Source organism: Acinetobacter nosocomialis NIPH 2119 (assembly GCF_000368085.1).
GTDB lineage: Bacteria > Pseudomonadota > Gammaproteobacteria > Pseudomonadales > Moraxellaceae > Acinetobacter > Acinetobacter nosocomialis.
The window spans coordinates 3095182-3117049 of sequence record NZ_KB849239.1 but is presented as its reverse complement, the minus strand read 5'-3'; the positions used below and the strand labels follow the sequence as shown (position 1 = coordinate 3117049).

The following is a 21868-nucleotide window of genomic DNA, read 5'->3' as shown; positions in this document are numbered from 1 at the left end:
AGAGGCTTTTTTATTTAAAATTCTTTTTAAATCGAGAACGAAGAACCACAACCACAAGTTGTTGTCGCATTTGGGTTCTGCACAATAAAGCGTGAACCTTCAAGGCCTTCAACGTAATCAACCACTGAGCCAACTAAATATTGATAACTGAGTGAGTCAACCAGCATCTTTACATCGCCATTTACAAATTCAGCATCATCTTCATTTACGCTTTCAGCGAAATTGAAGCCGTATGAAAACCCTGAACACCCGCCTCCGGTTACATATACACGTAACATGAGATCGTCATTCCCTTCACTATCACGGAGTTGGCGTACCTTATTGGCAGCATTATCTGTCAAAACTAGAGCTTGGGCATTCATGATGATTGTTCCTCGGATTTTGCTGTGCCTTTCAAAATAAAAAAGACCCTATATTGAGTATAGCATAATCAATATAGGGTCTGTCTTCGAAGTTTAAAGCGAATCTTGAGTATTTTTATCAAGATTATTTGTAATTCTCATCTTGTAAGCCACATTCGAAGTTTTTCGCATCTTGCTTACAACGGAATTGCCATAATAATTTCATCATCCGTTTATCATAAACACCGCGTTTTGTAAGATTAATTCGTGATTCACGCATAAGCTTTTGATAGCCCGGTTTATCGGCAGCAGGTACATCCATCCAGTATTTTTGCGGAATATCAGCTTTCATTTTTCCTAAGATAGTAAAGGCACGTGGTAACTGGCCTGCCACCCATTCTCTAGATTTCTGACCAAATCCAGCTGGGAATTTATCTGGACGAATAATAATATTTCCAGTCACCTGTAAGATTGGATAGTTAACGATTGCTCCTTTCGTACCTAAGCCTTTTTGTAGTTCTAAAGGTTTAAACGCTGCTGCTGGTGCACCAATAATATCAACCTGATGATTATTAAATTTAGCTCCAAAGTTAGTCACATCAGCACTCACAGCCTGTGCCCCTACCTGCTGAACCATAATTTTTTGCGCTTCATCGTAATCTAGAACAGCAATTTTTTTACCCGCAGCTTTCGCCACTGTATTAATACTACGGTCGTTTACTAAAAGGTAAGCGTCCCCTACCGGAATAACACCGACGACTTCATAGCGCCCATTCACCATATATTTACTAAAGGTTGGACTCGCTAAACCTTGCATGACTTTAACAGCAAGTTTGAGATCGGGAATCGCACCAATAGCATCTAATGAACCTGTAAATGAGTTGAATTGACGTCCACGCATACCCGATACGCTAATGCCGTCACATTTACCAGCTTTAAAATCTTCAGCAATCACTGCTTCGTTTTGATTTACTTTGAGTTCGATATCAGCTCCCCAGTTTTTCGCTGCAAGCTGATAATCTTTCATGAGTGCATAGACGTCACCATTTTTACCAACGAAGTCAAAAACACAAATAGTTTGTTTGGCTTCGGCTGCAAATGAAATTATTGTGAGTCCCATCGCAAGTAAAAGCGTTTTGGAAAATCGCATATTCTTTTCCTTTCCTTGTAGATTTTTTGTTTTTAGCATCAAGAAATTTCACGCTGGTCGGCATGATTCTCATGAGATATGCTTCATCTAAAATTTGCGATTAAGATATTTTTACGAGCAATTCTGTTTATATGAGCTCAATTAAAGAAAAATAGATATTTAAATATCGATAGTACTTCTTTGATCACTCACATCCTTGTTCAGTTTTTATACCTTCATATATCCAGATGAAGTTTTATCTTCAAATTAGATTAGCGACTTTTCAATTCACCACAATGGCTGAATTGACAGCCTATATAAAGCAAAAAAGCCTAGAACTAAGTCTAGGCTTTTAAGATCAATATGAATTATTCACCAGGCATTGAACATTCAAAGTTAGCTTTGTCTACAGAACAACGTGCTTTTTTCAATACAGACATCATACCAGCATCGTAAATACCACGTTTAGTTAAGTCCATACGGCCATCACGTAACATTTTTTGATACTTAAGTTTGTCTTCAGCACTTAGGTTCATTTTATATTTACCTGGAATTTGCGCTTCTAAACGGTTAATCATTGCAAAGTTTTTAGGTAATTGTTTCACGAACCAGTCACGAGACTTTTGGCCAAAGCCAGCAGGGAATTTATCAGCACGTAATACTAGGTCAGCAGTTACATGCAATACTGGGAAGTTCCACATTACACCATTTGCACCCAAACCTTTGTTTAATTCTAATGGTTTGTATGCATAAGCAGGCGCACCTACCATATCTACCTGACCATTGTTAAATTTAGCAGCAAAGTTTGAAATATCAGAAAGAACCGCCTGAGCACCTACACGCTGCACCATAATTTTTTGTGCATCGTCATAGCCTAACACGGCGAATTTTTTACCCGCAGCTTTTTCAACAGAGTTGATGTTTTTGTCACGTACGAAAATGAATGCTGAACCTAGCGGAGAGATACCAGCAACTTCGTATTTTTTACCACCAAGGTTAGTTGTCATTTTGGCAGCATTACGTGCATCTAATACATAAGTAATAGCACGTTGCGCGATTTGGTTATTAGGAACACCACCAAGCGAGTCGATTGATCCTGCGAATTTGTTATATTGGCGTGCACGCATAGCAGTCATTGCTACAGCATCACATTTACCAGCTTTAAAATCATTATCTGCAACAGCCTCGTCCTGACGAGGAACCAAGTTAATTTCAGTACCCCAGCCTTTTGCAGCTAGAGCCCATTCTTCCATCATTTTATATGAGTCGCCTGCTTTTCCTAAGAGGTCGAATACACACACGGTACTCGCTGCTTGCGCTGAAGCAGAAAAACCAACAACAGAAGCGGCAGCCATAGCAAGTACGATTTTTTTCATTTTCTTCATCCTTCCACGGAACAGATTTTTTGTTTGAAGTTTCCTTTCAAACACAGATATTAATCATGTTTTTTAGAAAAAAATAGAGCTTTTACTCAAATATTTTTATCTCATTGGATCATTGTTTGTGCTATTTAAATTATTTATCAAAATTAAAAACTACTAATTTTCCGTAAGTTACTTTTTATATTCACAATTTTCATACCCATATTCAGCTTTGAAATATGTGTAGCGATTTTGTGATTAAAAAACAAACTACTCACCATTGAGCGTACATTCAAAATTTGTTCGTTCAATGGTACATCGTGCACGTTTTAGTACACTCATCATGGTTGCGTCATATACTCCTTGCTTTGTAAGGCCAAGGCGACCTTCTCGTAATATTTTTTGATATTTCAGTTTATCTTCAACTGAAAAATTGATTTTAATTTTAGAGGGTACTCCAGCTTCCAACCGTTTCACCATCGCAAAATTTTGCGGTAATTGCTTAATGAACCAGTCACGAGACTTCATTCCAAAATTGACTGGAAACCTATCACTTCTTGCAATTAAGTCCCCTGTAACGTTGACCACGGGAAAAGTAAACATTGCCCCATTTGTTCCAATACCTTTGCCTATTTCTAATGGTTTATACGCATAAGCAGGGGCGGCAATGGCATCGACTTGGCCATTATTAAATTTTTTCACAAAATCTGTAATTTCTGATGGGATAGGATGCGCACCTACACTTTCCACCATAATTTTTTGGGCTGCGTCATATTGTAAAATAGCAAATTTAGTACCGCGTACTTTTTCAATTGAGTTGAGGCTTTTATCTCTTACAAACAAGTAAGCTAAACCAATCTGGACAATCCCCACCACCTCGTAGTTTGTTCCATTTTGTGCAGTTACCATACGATGTTTATTACGTTGGTCTAAAACGTAACTAATTGCCTTTTGAGCAATTGCATTACTTGTCACCCCACCAATAGCATCAATCGAACCTGCAAATTTATTGTAATTTCGCGCTCGCATTGAGGTCATATAAGCTGCGTCACATTTGCCCTCACGCAGTCTACGATCTACCAAAGCTTCGTCTTGAAATGGAATTAAAGTAATGTCGGCCTGCCAACTTTTCGCTGCCAATGCCCACTCTTCCATCATTTTGTAGGATTCACCTGATTTTCCCAATAAATCGAATACACATACATTTTGCCCAGCATGTGCTGTTCCCATAGCACAGCAAAATACTGCACCAATTATCCCCAATCCTTTTTTCATTTGACTTTCCTTAGTCTAGTTTTATTAGGAGTTCATTTATCAACCAAGTTTTAAATTGTTTTTATTTTAGCCATATTTTTTAGAATGTGGTCTATCTCGTTAAAAATTTAGATATTTTCAGACGAATAGCTTTAATAAAGATAGGTTAAGCCATGCAATCTCAACATTTAGAAACTAAAACTCTGAAAGTTTTGTTTTCAGGTTCAGTTCTCTTTAAAATACAGCATCCCTAACTCACCTCGATAATACAAGATGATTCAATTTGACCAAGTTTCTTTACGCCGCGGTGGACGTGTTCTCTTTCAAAAAGCGTCTATGCAATTACACCCAGGTTGGAAGATTGGTCTGACTGGGGTCAATGGTGCAGGTAAATCAACATTATTTGCAGCATTACTAGGCAGTTTAGGCGCAGATGAAGGTACTCTTACTCGCCCTTCGGTCTGGACAGTGGCGCATATGGCACAAGAAGTTAAAGCTCTAGACATGCCTGCCATCGATTTTGTTCTTTCTGGTGATGAAGAATATTGGGATATTCAAAATAAGCTTGCTCATCCAGATCAACTCACAGATTCAGACTTGGCTAAACTACATGGCCGCTTTGATGAAATTCACGGTTATTCAGCACCATCTAAAGCTGCCCAGCTTATGGCTGGCTTAGGTTTTTTAGAGCATCAATTACGTTTAAACGTTGCTAGCTTTTCAGGTGGATGGCGTATGCGCTTAAACTTGGCGCGTACATTAATGAGTCGTTCTGATCTACTGTTACTAGATGAACCAACAAACCACTTAGATTTAGATGCAATTTTGTGGTTAGAAGACTGGCTTAAAGCCTATGAAGGTACCCTCATCCTCATTTCGCATGACCGCGACTTTTTAGATGCAATTACAGACCATATTCTCCATATTGAGAATCAGGAACTCACGCTTTACACTGGTAACTACTCCACATTTGAAACAACTCGAAGTGAACGTTTAGCACAACAACAACAAGCTTTTGAAAAGCAACAAGAAACACGTGCTCACCTACAAAAATTTATTGACCGTTTCAAAGCAAAAGCAACTAAAGCTCGTCAGGCACAAAGTCGTATAAAACAACTTGAGCGTATGCAGCAACTCGCACCTGCTCATGTAGATACACCGTTTACTTTTAGTTTTCGTGAACCGACCAAAATGAGTTCACCGTTGCTGACGTTAGATAATGCCAGCATAGGTTATGGCGAAAAGCTAATTGCTGAAAAAATCAGATTACAAATTACACCAAATTCGCGTATTGGTTTACTTGGTATGAACGGCGCAGGTAAATCAACTTTGATTAAGAGCTTGGTCGGTGATTTACCATTACTAGCAGGTGAACGTAAAGCTTCTGAGCTACTTAACATTGGTTACTTTGCGCAGCACCAAATGGACGCTTTAGATGGTCACGCCAGCCCAATGCTTCAACTCGCTCGTATAGCCGATAAACAAATTAGTGAAGCTACTTTACGTTCATTTCTGGGGAGTTTCGGGTTTAGTGGTGAACGCATGGATACACCATGTGAAAGCTTTTCTGGCGGTGAGCGCGCTCGTTTGGCCCTAGCACTGATTGTATGGCAGCGTCCAAATGTTTTAATTCTCGATGAGCCAACCAACCATTTAGATCTTGATATGCGTCATGCAATGAGCATGGCTTTACAAGATTTTGAAGGTGCAGTTGTTCTGGTTTCTCACGAACGCCAACTTATTGCCAGTGTGTGTGATGAGCTTCTTTTAGTACACGGGGGCAAATGTACCGAATTTGAAGGTGATTTGCAGGACTATGCTAAATGGCTACGTGAAGCGCGTCAGCAGCAGATCAATGCTCAGACTGCTATAGCAGCAAATAACTCATCTGCTGCTGCCCCTGCTCCAACTAAAGTTGATAAAGAAGCACAGCGTAAGGAAGCCGCACGCCGTCGTGAACAGACTCGTCCTATTCGTAAAAATATTGAAAAAGTTGAGTCACAAATTGAAAAACTTCAACCGCGACTTGCTGAAATTGAAGAAGCTTTAGCAGATAGCTCATTATATGAAGCGAATCGTAAAGATGATTTGCTTAAGCTGATGAATGAACAGACTGAGTTGAAGGCGAAGCTTGAACAACATGAAGAGCAACTTTTAGAACTCATGATGGAACTTGAGGAAATGGAAGCTTCTTTCGAAAACTAAGTTCTTACCAGTACTGGTATTTTTAAGTACCAGTACTGGCTTTTAGTTCAAATTAGAGCTTTATTTGCACTACTATATAAAAATTTGAATGACTTCTAATAATATTTCATTCAGCTGTTAAATTTTTGAGATAGATTCAAATTTGATAACATATAAAACTTAAGCTACATCTTAAGGGTTGCCATATACAGATAATTTAACTAAATTCTGTAACTTCGTTTTTACCCTTCTTGAGTAGGTATTTAATTCGGGATCAGACAAACTGAATGAATTTTATTGATTTTATTACTAATTTTGAACATTTTTTACCTATTTTAATTCAGGAGTATGGCGCATGGGTCTATGCCATACTCTTTTTGATCATTTTTTCTGAGACAGCTTTTGTTTTTATGTTCTTTTTACCAGGAGATAGTTTACTTCTAACTGTAGGGGCACTTTGCTCAGTAATTGAAATGATGCATCTGGGTTATATGATTACTTTGCTTACCATAGCTGCCACCCTAGGCTATATTGTGAACTACTCTATTGGACGTCATTTTGGTAACCGTATTTTTGAAGCAAAATCACGTTTTATTAAGAAAGAGTATTTAAATAAAACCAACCGTTATTTCTTACAACACGGTGGGAAAACCATTCTTCTGGCACGCTTTATTCCTTTTGCACGCTCTTTTGCGCCATTAGCTGCTGGCTCTAGCAACATGAGTTATGGAAAGTTTTTAATCTATAATGTCGCTGGAGCTATTTTGTGGATCTGCCTTTTGTTAACAGCCGGATATTTGTTTGGCCACGCACTCATTCAAGTTACAGACTTAGTAGAAAATTAATTTTTTTCGAGTTAATCCACTCAAATAAACCAAAAAATAAAGGGAATGAATCAATCATTCCCTTTATTTTATTTAGATCAAAATGAATCTATCTAAATTTTTTATGGTTTTCATTACGAATATTAACCAGATTTATTGCTTCAGTTTTGGCTTGGTCTAATTGACCTTTATCAACCAATACAGTAACGCGATCAATTTCAGCAACCAACTGATCTAAACCCGCTTGATATTGCTTTACCTGTACATTTTCCGGCGGTAAACCTTCTAACTTATGAGGTAAAGATTTTTTTGAAGATAATGCAGCCTGACGCATAATCACAAGCTGCTGTTTTGCGTTATTGAGATCTTTCGCTTCAGCAAAGGCTTTTGTGCTCTTTGCTAAAGTTTTCATGTCAGCTTCCAAGTCAGCTGCAAATGCAGAATGACTCACTAAAGCTGCACATGAAATCAGCATACTTGCTATAAACTTTTGACTCATCATCTTCTCTCCTTAGACTGATTTAGAATCTAGCTATCAATTAAGCATCAATATCTGCATTTAATGCATTTTCTTCAATGAAGGCACGACGTGGTTCAACGTCATCACCCATTAAGCATGAGAACATACGATCGGCTTCGATTGCATCATCAATAGTCACCTGTAACATATTACGGTTTTCAGGGTCCATTGTGGTTTCCCAAAGCTGTTCAGCATTCATCTCACCCAGACCTTTATAGCGCTGGATCATCATACCGCGACGCGAATCTTGCAGAATGTGCTGCCATACCTGATGGAAGTTAGCCACTTGAATACGACGATCACCCTTCTGTAAATATGCACCATCTTCAATTAAATTGAACCAACTCTTAGAGTTCTTCAATAAACGCGCATATTCTGCTGAGTTTAATAGGCCAGCATCAAGTAAGTAAGCATGTGGCAAGTTATGGACATATACAGTCACACGTGGCCAATAATGTGCTGTTTTCTCGCCTTGAGCATTTTCACGTTCGAAGGTTTCAAGCGTAATTTCAGGGCGCAAACTTGGCTGTAGTCTTTGTACAGCTTCGCGTACTTGATCTGCCCATTGCTGTACATAAGCCTGGTCATGGTTCTGATCAGCTTTAAAGGCATCTACTTCAAGTAATGCATCAAGTAAGCTTGCTGGATAACGCAACGTTAAACGTTGTAAGCTCTTTTGTGAAACTTGATAGTCTTGGATCACTTTTGCTAATGCTTCGCCTGTAATTGCAGGTGCTTCTGCACTAATATGCAAAGCAAGCTCATCAATTGCATTTGAAATTAAATAAGTTTCCAAAGCATCATTATCTTTAATATATTGCTCTTGCTTACCTTTTTTGAGCTTATACAAAGGTGGCTGTGCAATATAGATATGACCACGTTCAACTAACTCCGGCATTTGACGGAAGAAGAACGTTAATAACAATGTACGGATGTGCGAACCATCGACGTCGGCATCGGTCATAATAATAATTTTATGATAACGAAGCTTGTCAGGGTTATATTCTTCACGGCCAATACCACAGCCAAGTGCTGTAATTAATGTACCGACTTCCTGACTCGAAATCATTTTGTCAAAGCGGGCACGTTCAACGTTCAAGATTTTACCTTTCAAAGGTAAAATAGCTTGCATTTTACGGTTACGACCTTGCTTGGCACTACCACCCGCAGAGTCACCCTCGACAAGATATAATTCAGAAAGTGCCGGATCTTTTTCCTGACAGTCAGCCAATTTACCTGGCAAGCCTGCGATATCTAATGCACTCTTACGACGTGTCATTTCACGCGCTTTACGCGCAGCATCACGTGCACGAGCAGCGTCAATAATCTTACCAGCAATTGATTTTGCAGCTTGCGGGTTTTCTAGTAAGTAAGCAGAGAACTCTTTGTTCATTGCCTGCTCTACTGCTGGTTTTACCTCACTAGACACCAATTTTTCTTTCGTTTGAGAAGAGAATTTTGGATCAGGAACTTTAACCGAAATAATAGCAGTTAAACCTTCACGCGCATCATCACCAGTCACATTCACTTTTTCTTTCTTGAGAATGTTTTCATTTTCAAGGTATTGGTTTAAGCCACGCGTTAATGCCGCACGGAAACCTGCTAAGTGTGTACCACCATCTTTTTGTGGAATGTTGTTTGTGAAACAACGAACATTTTCTTGATAACTATCATTCCACTGCAATGCAACTTCTACAGCAATGCCGTTATCTGCATCAGCCGTGAAATGGAAAATTTCGTTCAGATGATTTTTACCTTCGTTAATGTATTTAACAAACTCAGATAAACCACCTTCATAGTCATAAACATGTTCAAGATTAATACGCTCATCACGTAAAACGATACGTACACCAGCATTTAAGAAAGAAAGTTCACGTAAGCGGCGCGCTAAAATTTCAACGTTAAAAATGGTTTGACTAAAAGTTTCTGCACTTGGCCAGAAGCGTACAATCGTACCTGTGTTATCCGTTTCACCAATCACACGTAATGGATATTGCGGATCACCATGATGGTATTCTTGTTCATGAATTTGGCCAGCACGATTAATAATTAAATGTAATTTACTAGACAGTGCGTTTACGACTGATACACCTACACCGTGCAAACCACCTGAAACTTTATAGCTGTTATCATCAAACTTACCGCCCGCATGCAGAATGGTAAGAATAACTTCTGCTGCAGATACACCTTCTTCAGGATGAATATCAGTTGGAATACCACGGCCATTATCTGAAACACTCACCGATTCATCTTCGTGAATCGTGACAATAATTTCGTCACAGTGACCCGCTAAGGCTTCATCGATTGCGTTATCGACAACCTCGAATACCATATGGTGTAAACCGGTACCGTCGTCTGTATCCCCAATATACATGCCCGGACGTTTACGAACTGCATCTAATCCACGTAATACTTTAATACTAGAGGAATCATAAGCCTTTTCATTGGTTTGTTCTGTTTGAGAGGCTGATTGAGACTCTGAACTCATGGTTTCTCCCTAGCAAATATAGGTTTATTCAAAGATGGTTAACATCAAAAAATTATGGTGAAGCAAGACTAACTTGACCGGATTCAACACTGAATAATTGATATGAAATAGACAGATCATGTAAATGTTTTTTTACCGATGCATGATCTAAAGTTGTCATAAAAACCTGGCTACCAAGTTGGCTTAATCGTTCAATTAAACGTTGTTGTGCGGTTAAGTCTAATTCTGCTGTCAGATCATCTAATAATACCACAGTTTCCTTATTACTCGCATGCAACATTGCAATTTGTGACAGTTTTAAGGCAATAATCAGGAGTTTTTTCTGACCTCTTGATAAAACATCATCGGCGTGTCCAAAAGGTGTTTTTAAGCGCAAATCTGCCCGATGTGGACCATACTCTGTATAACGTCTTTCAATGTCTTTTTGATGCTGATTCAGCAAGTCTTGCATGAGCCCCTGCTCTGTATGAAAACCGGGGCTATATTCCAGCTCAATCTCTAAATCAGGCAGTAACTGTCTTAAATCATTTTGGAAATATACATTCCATTGTTCTACGATACTTAAACGCTGTGAGTGTAAAATTTCACCATAATCACTCAACATTTTGTTCCACGGCTCTAAGTCAGCCAAAGAAAGATTGCGTCTTGTTTTGAGTAAGGTATTTCGCTGTTTTAAAGCTCGAGAGTAATACTGCCAAGCAAAATAAAACTCAGGTTCCACGTGGAACATTAGCCAATCTAAAAGCTGACGTCTTGGCTTAGCACCATGGTCAATAATATCTGTACTTTGTGGATCAATATGTTGTAAAGGGAGTAATTTGGCGAGTTGACCTTGGGTTGCAACTGTATCTCCATTTACTTTCATCAACTGCTCGCCAGAAGCGAGTTTCTGCATACCAATTTTTTCAGTTGCTGACTGAGCAAACACAATCGCGTCGTCAGCCTCATATTGAATATAGTTTTTTGGGATATGTGTGCGGAATGAGCGACCTGTTGCAAGTAAATGGATCGCTTCCAAAATTGATGTTTTACCCGAACCGTTAGCGCCATAAAAAACATTAAACGGTTGCAAACCATGGAGTGCAACCGTTTTTAAATTACGCACGCGTTCTATGTTTAAGCGCGTAAGATGCATAGAATTAAACCAGTTTAGACACGCATCGGCATAACAACATAAGTCTGGTCAGGATGAGCAGGATCTTGCACTAATACCGACTGGTTCGCTTCAGTCATGCTCATATTTACATCATCACCATCTAATACACCCAACACATCAAGTAAATATTGAGCATTAAATGACATTTCTAATGGGGTATTTTGATATTGGATTGCTAAATCCTCAATCGCTTCATCTTGTTCAGGGTTATTTGCACGAAGCTGTAAAGAATCCTGATTAAAGTTTAAGAACACACCACGTAATTTCTCATTACTTAAAATTGCGACACGTTGTAATGATTGTTTAAATACGTCATGACCAATCAAAACATGTTTATCGCCACCACGTGGAATCACACGGCGGTAGTCTGGGAATTTCCCATCAATCAATTTTGTCGTAAAACGAACTGTAATATCACCTTGTTCTTTATCACGGCTTGGCGTATTAATCGTTACATTTAATAATTCACGACCAATAAGCAAAGTGAGTTGCTCATCTTCAATACTAAGTAAGCGTTGTAGTTCACCAACAGCTTTACGAGGCACAATTGCTTGTACTAATTGAGACGAACTAGAAGAGGCCAAAATTTCACATAGGGCAAGACGGTGGCCATCAGTTGTGACTGCACGCAATTGATTTTCATCAATTTCTAACAAAGTACCAGTTAAATAAAAACGTACATCTTGTACAGCCATTGCAAAAGCAGTTTTTTCAAATAAACGCTTTAGTTCACGTTGAGTCACCTGTACTTGCGTACCTTGGCTATTTTCAGTATTTAACAACGGGTAATCTTCTGCTGGTAAAGTACCTAATACAAAACGGCTATTACCAGACTTTAAAATACATCTTTGATCTTCAGTAATTTGTAAATCAATCAATGCAGCGGTAGGCAAAGATTTACAAATGTCCATTAACTTACGAGCAGGAACAGTCGTTTCACCTGCTTCAAGACACGCCCCTTCTGATAAAGCAGTGCTCGCCACCAGTTCAACTTCTAAATCCGAACCAGTAATGGTGAGTGCTTGACCATTAGTCTGAATTTTGACGTTTGAAAGAATATTCAAGGTATGACGACGTTCTACCGCACCGACAACATGCGATAAAACATTGAGTAAACTTTCTTTAGCGATTTTCAAACGCACGATTCATTCCTCTAGCAACTTGGAGCAAACATTTCATTTTTTAGCTGTGTACTATGCTGCACTTATGGAGACTTTGCAACAACGTCTTATGATTTCATTAACTCTGAAGAAGACGTAGTAAATTCTTATAATCTTCGTCAAAGATAGGATCTTCTTCCCGCAAACTGACCACTTTTTCACAAGCATGCATCACGGTACTATGGTCTCGCCCACCAAAAGCCATTCCAATTTCCGGAAAACTATCACCAGTCAACTCACGGGCAAGCCCCATTGCTAATTGGCGTGGTCGAGCATAAATTCGTGTCCGTTTTGGACCTACCAGTTCTTTTAGAGGAATACGGAAATATTCACTCACTACACGTTGGATATTTTCCACACTGATTGTACGAGCACGGATTGCCAATACATCTTTTAAAGACTCTCGCACAACATCAAGGTCGATTGGAGCACCTTTAAAACGTGAAATTGCGACAACTTTATTAAGAGCACCTTCAAGTTCACGTACGTTTGCTACCACTTGTTGTGCAATAAATAATGCGCAGTTTCTAGGCAAATCAACGCCACTATTCTCAGCTTTTTTAAGTAGAATTTCGATTCGGGTTTCAATATCTGGTGGTTCAACACCTACTGACAGTCCCCAAGAAAAACGAGAAACCAATCGTGGATCAAGTTCTGTTAATTCTTTAGGATATCGATCAGACGTTAAAATAATTTGTTTAGATTCATCAAGTAAGGCGTTAAATGTATAAAAGAATTCAACAAGACTAGCTTCTTTACCAGCCAAAAGGTGAATATCATCCACTAATAACAAATCTAAAGAACGACAATTTTTCTTAAACTCTTCAACCTTTCCTTTTTGTAATGAACTCACAAAATCTTGTACAAAACTTTCCGAAGTCATATACATGACTCTCGCATTCGGCTTAGCTTGCAGTAAAGCATTACCAACCGCTTGCATTAAGTGAGTTTTACCAAGACCCGTTGGACCATATAAAAACAAAGGGTTATGTTGAGAAGCACCTAATTGTGTTAATACTTTTCTACAAGTTTCCGCTGCCATTTGATTAGAACGGCCCTCAACAAATAGCGAAAAAGTAAATTGTGGGTTTAATAGTTTCTTTTTTGAAGTTTTCGAACTAACTGCAGGGTTAGCAACAGGTTCTGGATCTCTTTTAACCTTAGTAGGTTGTGAAACCGGTGCACTTTGTAAAGCAGCTGTAGTTGTTGCTGGTTGTTCATTAGAAGACAAAATACTACCAGGACGTGAATCGACCAAGATTTCAACCTGACGTACGCGTCCTTCAGACAATTGTTCCGCCAATATAGATATTAACTCTAAATGATTCTCTTGAATATAACGTGTCCAATAAGGATTAGGGGCATATAGACGTAGGATACCCTCTACTTCTTCAGCTACTAAAGGGCGAATCCACATCGCAAAGACGTTATCAGAGAGCTCTTGTCGCAAGCGAGTTAAGCAGTCTGTCCAAAGCATGTGTATCCCCTATGTCTGCGTTTTAAATTCAAATCATTTAAAGATTAACCCTTCCTGATGAGAAGGGGTCGCCATTCTACCCAAGTTATCCACATCTGTCATGACGAATTCGGTTGATTTTGACTAAAAAGAAATCTCTTGTGAATAAATTTAAATTCAAAACCAATTGTGTATAACTTTTTGCACATCCTGTGGATAAATTATCACATAAACTTATCCACAATCCATAAAGATAATAAAAACAGAGTTATCAACAATTCAAATATATGTTTTTTAAATTTAAAACCATCAAATCCACAGAAAAAGTCCACACTAATAAGAATAAATTTAAATTTTAAAATTTGAATTTATTTAATAGGGTCACTCCCAATTGTGGATAACTAAAAAATATGAATTTAAATTCAAATATACCAAATCCAAACTCATTCCACATCAAGGTTTGTTGATAAGTATGTAAATAAGAAGTGTATATCTTAAAAGTCATAATAAAAATAAACAATTACTTTGTGTATAACTTTTAAATGATAAAAATTGACTTAATATAAAGAGAGGATGAAGAACTAAAAATTTGACTTAAATACAAAACTTTCTCTGTTTATCATTGACAGAGTAAACATTGCACAATAAAATCGCGGACCTTTATAGAAAGATCATTTTTGGGAGTTTCGATATGAAACGTACTTTCCAACCATCTGAATTAAAGCGTAAACGCGTTCATGGTTTCCGTGCTCGTATGGCAACTAAAGCTGGTCGTCAAGTATTAGCTCGTCGTCGTGCAAAAGGTCGTCATAGCTTAACTGTTTAATTACTGTTACGCTGACCAGACTTGGGTGTGATGGCACTTTACAGTTTTAGCACAGATCGTCGTGTACGCTGTGCTGCAGATTATAAAAGTGTATTTGATGGTGCGCTTTTTAAAGTGCATCAACCCCATTTTTTATTTCTTGCAAAATTCACCGAACAGCCTAATAGCCGTTTGGGTATTGTTGTTGCTAAGAAAAAAGTGCGCCGTGCGCATGAAAGAAATCGAATAAAGCGTCTTGCTCGTGAGAGCTTTCGTCTAAATCAGCCGAAATTTGGGTTAGACATAGATGTTGTTGTAATGCCTAAAGTTGGTATAGAAACGATTACGAACGCTGAGCTATATCAACAATTAGATTTTGCTTGGCAAAAATTACAACGCTTGGCAAAAAAACATTCTAAAGTTGTCCCAACCTCGCAAAATTAAGAGATGACCAATGGTTCGTATTTTGCGTTGGTTCATTCGACTGTATCAAATTGCGATTAGTCCGCTTCTTGGACCCCGTTGTCGTTATATCCCAACTTGTTCCCAATATGCGATAGAAGCATTACAAACTCATGGTGCAATCAAAGGCGTTTGGCTATCTTCTAAACGTATTTGCAGATGTCATCCATGGGGAGGCTCCGGATATGATCCGGTACCGCCAAAAGCAATTCGTTTTATTTCGTTTCATCAAATAGATTCTCAAACGCATCATGTTGCTGTACCCTTTCGTGATCGTTTAATGAAGCAAAATCTCTCTAACCATTTGGGGTAATAGATATGCAACAATGGGCCAGGTTTGCAATTCTCGGGGCCATGTTTGTCACCGCATATTTGCTCATTTTGGCTTGGCAAAAAGATTATGGAAATGCTGCAACTGCACCGCAACAACAAGCGGCGGCTGTAAGTTCACATGAAATATCTGCTGATTTGCCAAATGCTAAAACTGCAACAGTGGCTTCCGATGTGCCACAAGCAAATATTGCGCAGTCACAAACCACAGATGCGACAGCACCTGTGAATCAACAGCTTATTTCAGTACAAACTGACCTTTATCATCTTTGGATTAATCCAAAAGGTGGTGATATTGTTCGTATTGAATTACTCTCTCACGACAAAAGCAAAGACAGTAATCAACCTTTTGTTATGCTTGAAAATGATGCCAAGCGTACATATGTTGCTCAGTCTGGCTTAATTGGTTTGAATGGACCAGATAGTAGTCGTGGTGGTCGTCCGTTATATGCGGTTGAAAAAACATCATATACTTTGGCTGATGCTAAGGGTGTGCAGGATCAAAAGGGTCAGTCTGAAAAAGTTTTAAGCGTACCAATGGTATTTAAAACACCAGAAGGCGTTGAAATTATTAAAACTTTTACCTTTACCCAAGGTCAATACCCGATTGTTGTAAGCCATCAAGTGATTAACCGTAGCCAACAAAACTGGCAAGGTCAGATGTTTGGACAGTTAAAGCGTGATAACTCTGAGGATCCTGGTAAGTCTTCTCAAGGTATTTTTACTCTAGGGACGTTCTTAGGGGGAGCTTGGGGTACGCCTGATTCACACTATAACAAGCTTAAGTTTGCTAATTTCTCAGAAGAAAAATTAAATGCTGATGCTAAAGGTGGGTGGGTTGCGATTGTTCAGCACTATTTTGTAAGTGCTTGGATTCCAGGAAACCTTAAACTGACTCAAGCAAATGGTCAGCCTTATGTTGCTAAGCTTGAATCACGTCAGTCTGCTGATCATATGAATATTATTGGCTTTACTTCGCCAGTAATTAATGTTCCAGCTGGCACTTCAATGGAAGTAGATGCAAAGCTTTATTCAGGTCCTAAAGTACAATCTGAATTAAAAGATTTAGCTGTCGGTCTGAACCAGACTGTGGACTATGGTTGGTTATGGCCAATTGCGAAGTTATTGTTCTTAGGTCTTCAATTCTTCCATAGCATTGTAGGCAACTGGGGATGGTCAATCATCTTACTTACCATTATGGTGAAGATGATTTTATGGCCTTTATCTTCAAAAAGTTATCGTTCTATGGCGAAAATGCGTGTGATTGCACCAGAAATGCAACGCATGAAAGAAGAGTTCGGTGAAGACCGTATGCGCTTCTCGCAAGAAATGATGGCGCTTTATAAACGTGAACAAGTGAACCCATTGTCTGGTTGTTTGCCGTTATTGCTACAAATGCCAATTTTCCTTGCGTTGTACTGGGTACTCATGGAAAGTGTGGAATTACGTCATGCACCATGGTTAGGCTGGATTCAAGACTTATCTGCAATGGATCCTTGGTTCATCTTGCCGTTAATTATGGGTGCGACAATGTTTGCTCAGCAAATGTTGAACCCGCAACCAGCTGATCCAATGCAAGCGAAAGTATTCCGCATTATGCCGATTATGTTCACGGTATTTATGTTGTTCTTCCCTGCGGGTCTAGTGTTGTACTGGATTGTGAACAACAGTATTACCATTTTACAGCAATGGTTTATTAACAAGAGTGTTGAGAAAAGTCGTCTAAACAAGACTGAATCAGCATCTTAATCGTTGAACTTTTGCTGAATCAATCCGCTTAAGATGGTAATCTTAGGCGGATTTTTCTTTGGCTGTATTTTAGGTTTTTTAGGTGAATAATATGCAAAGTCAAACCACAATTGCTGCAATTGCAACGCCACTAGGGCGTGGTGGAGTGGGCGTGATTCGCTTATCTGGACCTAAGGCCTATGAAATTGCTCAAAAGTTGACACAAAAAAACTTGCCTGAAGCGCGTATGGCAGGTTTTCGTAAATTTTATGATGCTGATGGAAGCATTATGGATGAAGGCATTGTCCTATGCTTTCCAAATCCACATTCTTTTACCGGTGAAGATGTTGTCGAGTTACAGGGGCACGGCGGTCCAGTCATTCAAAATGCTCTCCTTGGCCGTCTATTCGAGCTGGGTGCGATTGCTGCAAAAGCTGGGGAATTCTCCATGCGAGCTTTTGAAAATGGCAAAATGGATTTGGTACAAGCGGAAGCTATTGCCGATTTAATTGATGCCACCTCTCAAGCTGCGGCTCGTTCGGCAGTTCGTTCTCTGCAAGGTGCATTTTCAACAAAAATTAATACAGTTTTAGAAAAACTGATTCATTTACGTTTGCACGTAGAAGCTGCGATTGATTTTCCAGAAGAAGAAATTGATTTTTTGGCTGATGGCAAAATTTTAGCTTTACTGGAAGATGTTCAACAGTCGGTGCATGCAGTTCAAACTTCTGCACGACAAGGGCAATTACTCCGTGAAGGTCTACAGGTTGTGATTGCGGGTAAACCAAATGCGGGTAAATCGAGCTTGTTAAATGCGCTTGCTGGTGTAGAACGAGCGATTGTAACGGACATTGCTGGTACGACTCGTGATGTTTTGCATGAAAAAATTAGCTTAAATGGTTTACCAATTACCTTAACTGATACTGCAGGTCTTCGTGAAACGGGAGATGTGGTCGAGAAAGAAGGTATTCGCCGTGCAATCAAAGAAATTGAGCAGGCCGATCTGCTGTTATTGGTCTACGATTTAAATCAAGGTGATGACCCATTACAACTCGCTCAAGAATACTTTGCTGAACATATTGAACCGCGTCGTCTCATGTTAATCGGCAATAAATGTGATTTAACTGGTCAATCTGCCGAAATAGGTGATTATCAAGGATTCCGTCATATTACAGTTTCAGCAAAACAAGAGATGGGTGTACAAGGCCTCGTAGATGCGATTACAGCGCATGCAGGCTTTCACCCTGAGGAAGATACATTTATTGCGAGAACTCGTCATTTAGACGCAATGAAGCGCACTCAGCTCTATTTGGCAGAGGCACGTGAGCAACTTGTTGTATTTAACGCTGGTGAACTCGTTGCTGAATCACTACGTCTTGCTCAAAATGCTTTAGGTGAAATTACTGGAGACTTTAGTGCCGATGATCTATTAGGCAAAATCTTCGGTTCGTTCTGCATTGGAAAATAATTTTAAATAATCTGGATGATACGTATTGTTGTGTCATCCAGAACTTTCTTTTAGCCATATCTTTTTAAAACTTTTAAAAATTCTTCTAGCTCATTTTGATCGATTTCTGCACCTTTAAGCACATGATGATGTAAGTGCTGTTCCATTAATTCACTCATTAAACCGTTTATAGCACCTTTTATGGCTGCAACTTGCTGCAAAATATCGATACATGAAGACTCTGCTTGTTCTATCGCATTTTCAATGCTGTTGATTTGTCCTTTTAACCGTTTTACACGATTAAGAATTTTTTTATCCTGACCAATGTGACTCATCTGTTTTCTCTTGTAGAATTTAATATACTGGTAGGGAGTATATTAGGTTTAAATTTTATGCAGGATCATAGTGTATCACGTCATCATCAACATCAGTTTGATGAAGGAAATCCCTTAGCACAAAAACGGATTTTGATTGCAACCATTTTAACGGCTTCCATGATGGTTTTAGAGATATTTGGAGGGTGGTTTTTTAACTCGATGGCACTTTTGGCTGATGGCTGGCATATGAGCTCACATATGTTGGCGCTCGGTTTAGCCTATTTTGCATATCGCGCAGCTCAATATTATTCAAAAGACCATCGTTTTAGTTTTGGGACGTGGAAGATTGAGATTTTAGCCGGCTATAGCAGTGCAATTTTGCTTATGGTTGTCGCTATTATTATGGCTTTTCAGTCATTTCAACGTTTATTGAATCCAGTTGAGATTTTTTATAACGAAGCTATTCCAATTGCAATTTTAGGTTTAATTGTTAACTTGATTTGTGCTTGGTTACTTCATGATGATGGTCACCATCACCATCACCATCACCATCACCATCACCATCACCATCACCATGAGCATCGGCCTCATCACCATGATTTGAACCAAAAAGCTGCATTTTTACATGTGGTTGCAGACGCTGTAACTTCTGTTTTTGCAATTGTTGCGCTTTGTGCCGGTAAGTATTTTGGATGGGATTTTTTAGATGCCCTTTTAGGGATTTTAGGTGCTATTTTAGTTGCAAAGTGGTCATTTGGTTTAATGAAAGAGACAGGAAAAACTCTTCTAGATGCTGAAATGGATCATCCAGTAGTTGAAGAAATTCGGGAAGTAATAGCCGAATTTCCAAAACATGTTGAAATTACAGATATTCATGTCTGGAAAGTCGCGAAAGGTAAATTTTCTTGTATTTTAGCGCTAGAAACTGATGATATTTCATTGAATGCAGACCAGATTCGTCATGCTTTATCGATTCATGATGAAATAGTGCATATATCGGTAGAAATTAATACTTTAAAACCTATTTATGTTCCACGTGAAACATTAGCATAACTGGGTAGAAGTTTGGTTATATCTCGGTAATCAGTTCTGTTTTCATTAACGGAACTGACTAAAATGTTCACTCTCCTGTCCTCGAGTCGGTTTTATGCTTAAAAAATTAGGAATATTGGCATTATTTAGTCTAACAACAAGTTTGAGTTTCGCTAATGTAGATACAGTTCGGGAAAATATTAAAAAACAATATCCTAATTTAAAAATTAGCAATATTCAGAAAACCGAAATGCCTGGGTTATATAGCGCCAATCTAGATCAACAAATCATTTATCTTGGTGAAGATGGTCAGCATATGCTGGTAGGCTCTATGATCCGCTTAAAGGACCAGAAGAATTTAACCAAAGACTTAGTTCTAGAACAAAACTCAATTGATTGGAAGCAATTACCTTTAAAAGATGCCATTAAAACGGTCAAAGGTAATGGTCAGCATGTTTTAGCGGTATTCTCCGATCCGAATTGCCCTTATTGTAAAAAACTTGAACCTGAACTCGATAAACTTAAAGATGTAACAATTTACACGTTTATTTACCCTTTAAAACCTCAGTCTATTGTGGTTTCTAGACAAGTTTGGTGTGCACCGAGCCAGTCATACTCTTGGAAGAAACTGATTGAACAAGGTGTAAAACCAACAGTTGCGAGCTGCGCAAACCCAATTGATCGGAACTTGGAACTTGGAAGAAAATTAGGTTTTAATGCTACTCCTACCCTAATTTTTGCAAACGGTTTTAAACTAGTAGGTGCGAGGTCTGCTGAAGAAATTCAGGAAGTTTGGAAAGAGCTAGGCCTGTAAATAAAAAAAGCACCATTAGGTGCTTTTTTTATGAATGAACTGAAGTTTAGCTTTTTCGTGCAATCAAGTTGTAAATAAACAAAATGATGACTGCACCAATTACGGAAGCGATAAAGCCCGCAGCTGAATTTTCTCCGTAAAGACCAAGTAAACGACCACCATAAGTGGCTAAAAGTGAACCTGCGATACCAATTAAAGTAGTAACGATAAAACCTGCTTTATCATCACCAGGATGTAAAGCACGTGCAATTAAGCCTGCGAAGAAACCAACCACAATAGCAACAATAAGTGACCACATATTTGTTCTCCAGTTGTTTTTTTGATGAAGTTAATGATTTTGCTTCATATTCTATCGTGCGACAGAGCCAACTGTTTTGTCTGTAGCAGATTGCGACTTTTTGTGTCTTTTTTGTTCAAAGCTAAAACGTTATATAAAAAAATAGCACCTTATGGTGCCATTTTTATGAAATTTATAAACCAATCTCACCAATAAATGGCAAGTGACGATATTTCTGGTCGTAGTCTAAGCCATAGCCTACAATAAACCGATCTTCAACTTCAAAACCTAAAAACTTAACTTCGAGATCAATTTCACGGCGTGATGGTTTACTCACTAATGTGCATAATTGAATCGAATTTGGTTCGCGAGTTTGCAACATTTCCACAACTTTGCTTAAGGTGTTGCCAGAGTCAATAATATCTTCAACCACCAGCACATCTTTACCACGAATTTCACCGTCAAGATCTTTTAAGATTTTAACGTCTCGACTTGAAGTGGTACCGCCGCCGTAACTAGACACTGTCATGAAATCGAGTTCGTGCGGTTTGGTAATGGTACGGCATAAGTCTGCCATAAAAATAACAGAACCACGAAGTAGACCAATCAGAACCAATTCTTTGTCACTATTTGCATAATGAGAATTGATTTGCTCGCCGAGCTCTTTGACTTTTGCTTGAATTTCTTCGGTTGAAATCATGATGCTCATTGCAACAGTCATGGCAGATTCCTACAAGATATAAAAGAAAAAATAAAAAAGGTGTTGACCTGCAACACCTCGAA

At 38.7% G+C, this 21868-nt stretch carries 21 protein-coding genes; 9 read left to right on the top strand and 12 right to left on the bottom strand.

Annotated elements, in window-relative coordinates; all coding sequences use genetic code 11:
* Nucleotides 1-26 precede the first annotated feature (26 nt).
* The 4 genes from erpA to F984_RS18380 form a co-directional block, all read right to left on the bottom strand.
* Nucleotides 27-362, bottom strand: a complete 336-nt coding sequence (gene erpA / locus F984_RS18395) for an iron-sulfur cluster insertion protein ErpA (protein WP_000993572.1) — start codon at nt 360-362, stop codon at nt 27-29.
* Between the two features lie 124 nt (nt 363-486).
* Nucleotides 487-1491, bottom strand: a complete 1005-nt coding sequence (locus F984_RS18390) for a putative solute-binding protein (protein ID WP_004711277.1) — start codon at nt 1489-1491, stop codon at nt 487-489.
* 347 nt (nt 1492-1838) lie between these two features.
* Nucleotides 1839-2846, bottom strand: coding sequence for a putative solute-binding protein (locus F984_RS18385; protein WP_002051905.1), 1008 nt, complete (start codon nt 2844-2846; stop codon nt 1839-1841).
* A 255-nt stretch (nt 2847-3101) separates the two neighbouring features.
* Nucleotides 3102-4106 (bottom strand): putative solute-binding protein, encoded by a 1005-nt coding sequence (locus F984_RS18380; RefSeq protein ID WP_004711276.1) that lies wholly within the window; start codon nt 4104-4106, stop codon nt 3102-3104.
* A 252-nt stretch (nt 4107-4358) separates the two neighbouring features.
* On the opposite strand from F984_RS18380, the gene F984_RS18375 reads away from it, so the two are divergent.
* Together F984_RS18375 and F984_RS18370 are read left to right on the top strand one after the other, a co-directional pair.
* Nucleotides 4359-6290 (top strand): ATP-binding cassette domain-containing protein, encoded by a 1932-nt coding sequence (locus F984_RS18375; RefSeq protein ID WP_004711275.1) that lies wholly within the window; start codon nt 4359-4361, stop codon nt 6288-6290.
* 266 nt (nt 6291-6556) lie between these two features.
* Nucleotides 6557-7114, top strand: coding sequence for a VTT domain-containing protein (locus tag F984_RS18370; RefSeq protein WP_004711274.1), 558 nt, complete (start codon nt 6557-6559; stop codon nt 7112-7114).
* A gap of 88 nt (nt 7115-7202) precedes the next feature.
* Here F984_RS18370 and cybC read toward each other — a convergent pair whose 3' ends face one another.
* The 5 genes from cybC to dnaA all read right to left on the bottom strand — a co-directional run bounded on the left by cybC (nt 7203) and on the right by dnaA (nt 13894).
* On the bottom strand, nt 7203-7595 hold the full coding sequence (cybC, locus tag F984_RS18365) for a cytochrome b562 (protein WP_004711273.1): 393 nt from the start codon (nt 7593-7595) through the stop codon (nt 7203-7205).
* 37 nt (nt 7596-7632) lie between these two features.
* Nucleotides 7633-10101: a DNA topoisomerase (ATP-hydrolyzing) subunit B gene (gyrB, locus tag F984_RS18360; RefSeq protein WP_002051923.1), complete on the bottom strand. Its 2469-nt coding sequence runs from the start codon at nt 10099-10101 to the stop codon at nt 7633-7635.
* Nucleotides 10102-10153: 52 nt separating this feature from the next.
* A complete protein-coding gene (recF, locus tag F984_RS18355; protein WP_004711272.1) occupies nt 10154-11236 on the bottom strand; it encodes a DNA replication/repair protein RecF in 1083 nt (360 codons plus the stop codon).
* A gap of 14 nt (nt 11237-11250) precedes the next feature.
* Complete coding sequence (gene dnaN, locus F984_RS18350) at nt 11251-12399, bottom strand: DNA polymerase III subunit beta (protein ID WP_002051938.1); 1149 nt, start codon at nt 12397-12399, stop codon at nt 11251-11253.
* 97 nt (nt 12400-12496) lie between these two features.
* Nucleotides 12497-13894 carry a chromosomal replication initiator protein DnaA gene (dnaA, locus tag F984_RS18345; protein WP_004711271.1) on the bottom strand — a complete coding sequence of 466 codons (1398 nt, stop codon included), beginning with the start codon at nt 13892-13894 and terminating at the stop codon, nt 12497-12499.
* 670 nt (nt 13895-14564) lie between these two features.
* Here dnaA and rpmH point away from each other — a divergent pair.
* The 5 genes from rpmH (at nt 14565) to mnmE (ending at nt 18666) form a co-directional block, all read left to right on the top strand.
* Nucleotides 14565-14699, top strand: coding sequence for a 50S ribosomal protein L34 (gene rpmH, locus F984_RS18340; RefSeq protein ID WP_000831329.1), 135 nt, complete (start codon nt 14565-14567; stop codon nt 14697-14699).
* Nucleotides 14700-14729: 30 nt separating this feature from the next.
* Nucleotides 14730-15122, top strand: a complete 393-nt coding sequence (gene rnpA, locus F984_RS18335; RefSeq protein ID WP_004706196.1) for a ribonuclease P protein component — start codon at nt 14730-14732, stop codon at nt 15120-15122.
* Nucleotides 15123-15132: 10 nt separating this feature from the next.
* Nucleotides 15133-15453 carry a membrane protein insertion efficiency factor YidD gene (gene yidD / locus F984_RS18330; protein WP_002051924.1) on the top strand — a complete coding sequence of 107 codons (321 nt, stop codon included), beginning with the start codon at nt 15133-15135 and terminating at the stop codon, nt 15451-15453.
* Between the two features lie 5 nt (nt 15454-15458).
* On the top strand, nt 15459-17219 hold the full coding sequence (yidC, locus tag F984_RS18325; protein WP_004711270.1) for a membrane protein insertase YidC: 1761 nt from the start codon (nt 15459-15461) through the stop codon (nt 17217-17219).
* A gap of 91 nt (nt 17220-17310) precedes the next feature.
* On the top strand, nt 17311-18666 hold the full coding sequence (gene mnmE / locus F984_RS18320) for a tRNA uridine-5-carboxymethylaminomethyl(34) synthesis GTPase MnmE (protein ID WP_004711269.1): 1356 nt from the start codon (nt 17311-17313) through the stop codon (nt 18664-18666).
* Between the two features lie 50 nt (nt 18667-18716).
* Here the strand turns inward: mnmE and F984_RS18315 are convergent, their stop codons facing one another.
* Complete coding sequence (locus F984_RS18315; RefSeq protein WP_002051959.1) at nt 18717-18980, bottom strand: metal/formaldehyde-sensitive transcriptional repressor; 264 nt, start codon at nt 18978-18980, stop codon at nt 18717-18719.
* A gap of 57 nt (nt 18981-19037) precedes the next feature.
* Here F984_RS18315 and dmeF point away from each other — a divergent pair, with 57 nt between their 5' ends.
* Nucleotides 19038-20015, top strand: coding sequence for a CDF family Co(II)/Ni(II) efflux transporter DmeF (dmeF, locus tag F984_RS18310; RefSeq protein ID WP_004711267.1), 978 nt, complete (start codon nt 19038-19040; stop codon nt 20013-20015).
* 94 nt (nt 20016-20109) lie between these two features.
* The gene (locus F984_RS18305; RefSeq protein WP_004711265.1) at nt 20110-20808 is read left to right on the top strand and encodes a DsbC family protein; all 699 of its coding nucleotides are present in this window, start codon (nt 20110-20112) and stop codon (nt 20806-20808) included.
* Between the two features lie 46 nt (nt 20809-20854).
* Here F984_RS18305 and F984_RS18300 read toward each other — a convergent pair whose 3' ends face one another.
* On the bottom strand, nt 20855-21106 hold the full coding sequence (locus tag F984_RS18300) for a GlsB/YeaQ/YmgE family stress response membrane protein (RefSeq protein ID WP_000269732.1): 252 nt from the start codon (nt 21104-21106) through the stop codon (nt 20855-20857).
* A 172-nt stretch (nt 21107-21278) separates the two neighbouring features.
* Nucleotides 21279-21806 (bottom strand): hypoxanthine phosphoribosyltransferase, encoded by a 528-nt coding sequence (gene hpt / locus F984_RS18295; RefSeq protein ID WP_002051884.1) that lies wholly within the window; start codon nt 21804-21806, stop codon nt 21279-21281.
* Between the last annotated feature and the right edge of the window lie 62 nt (nt 21807-21868).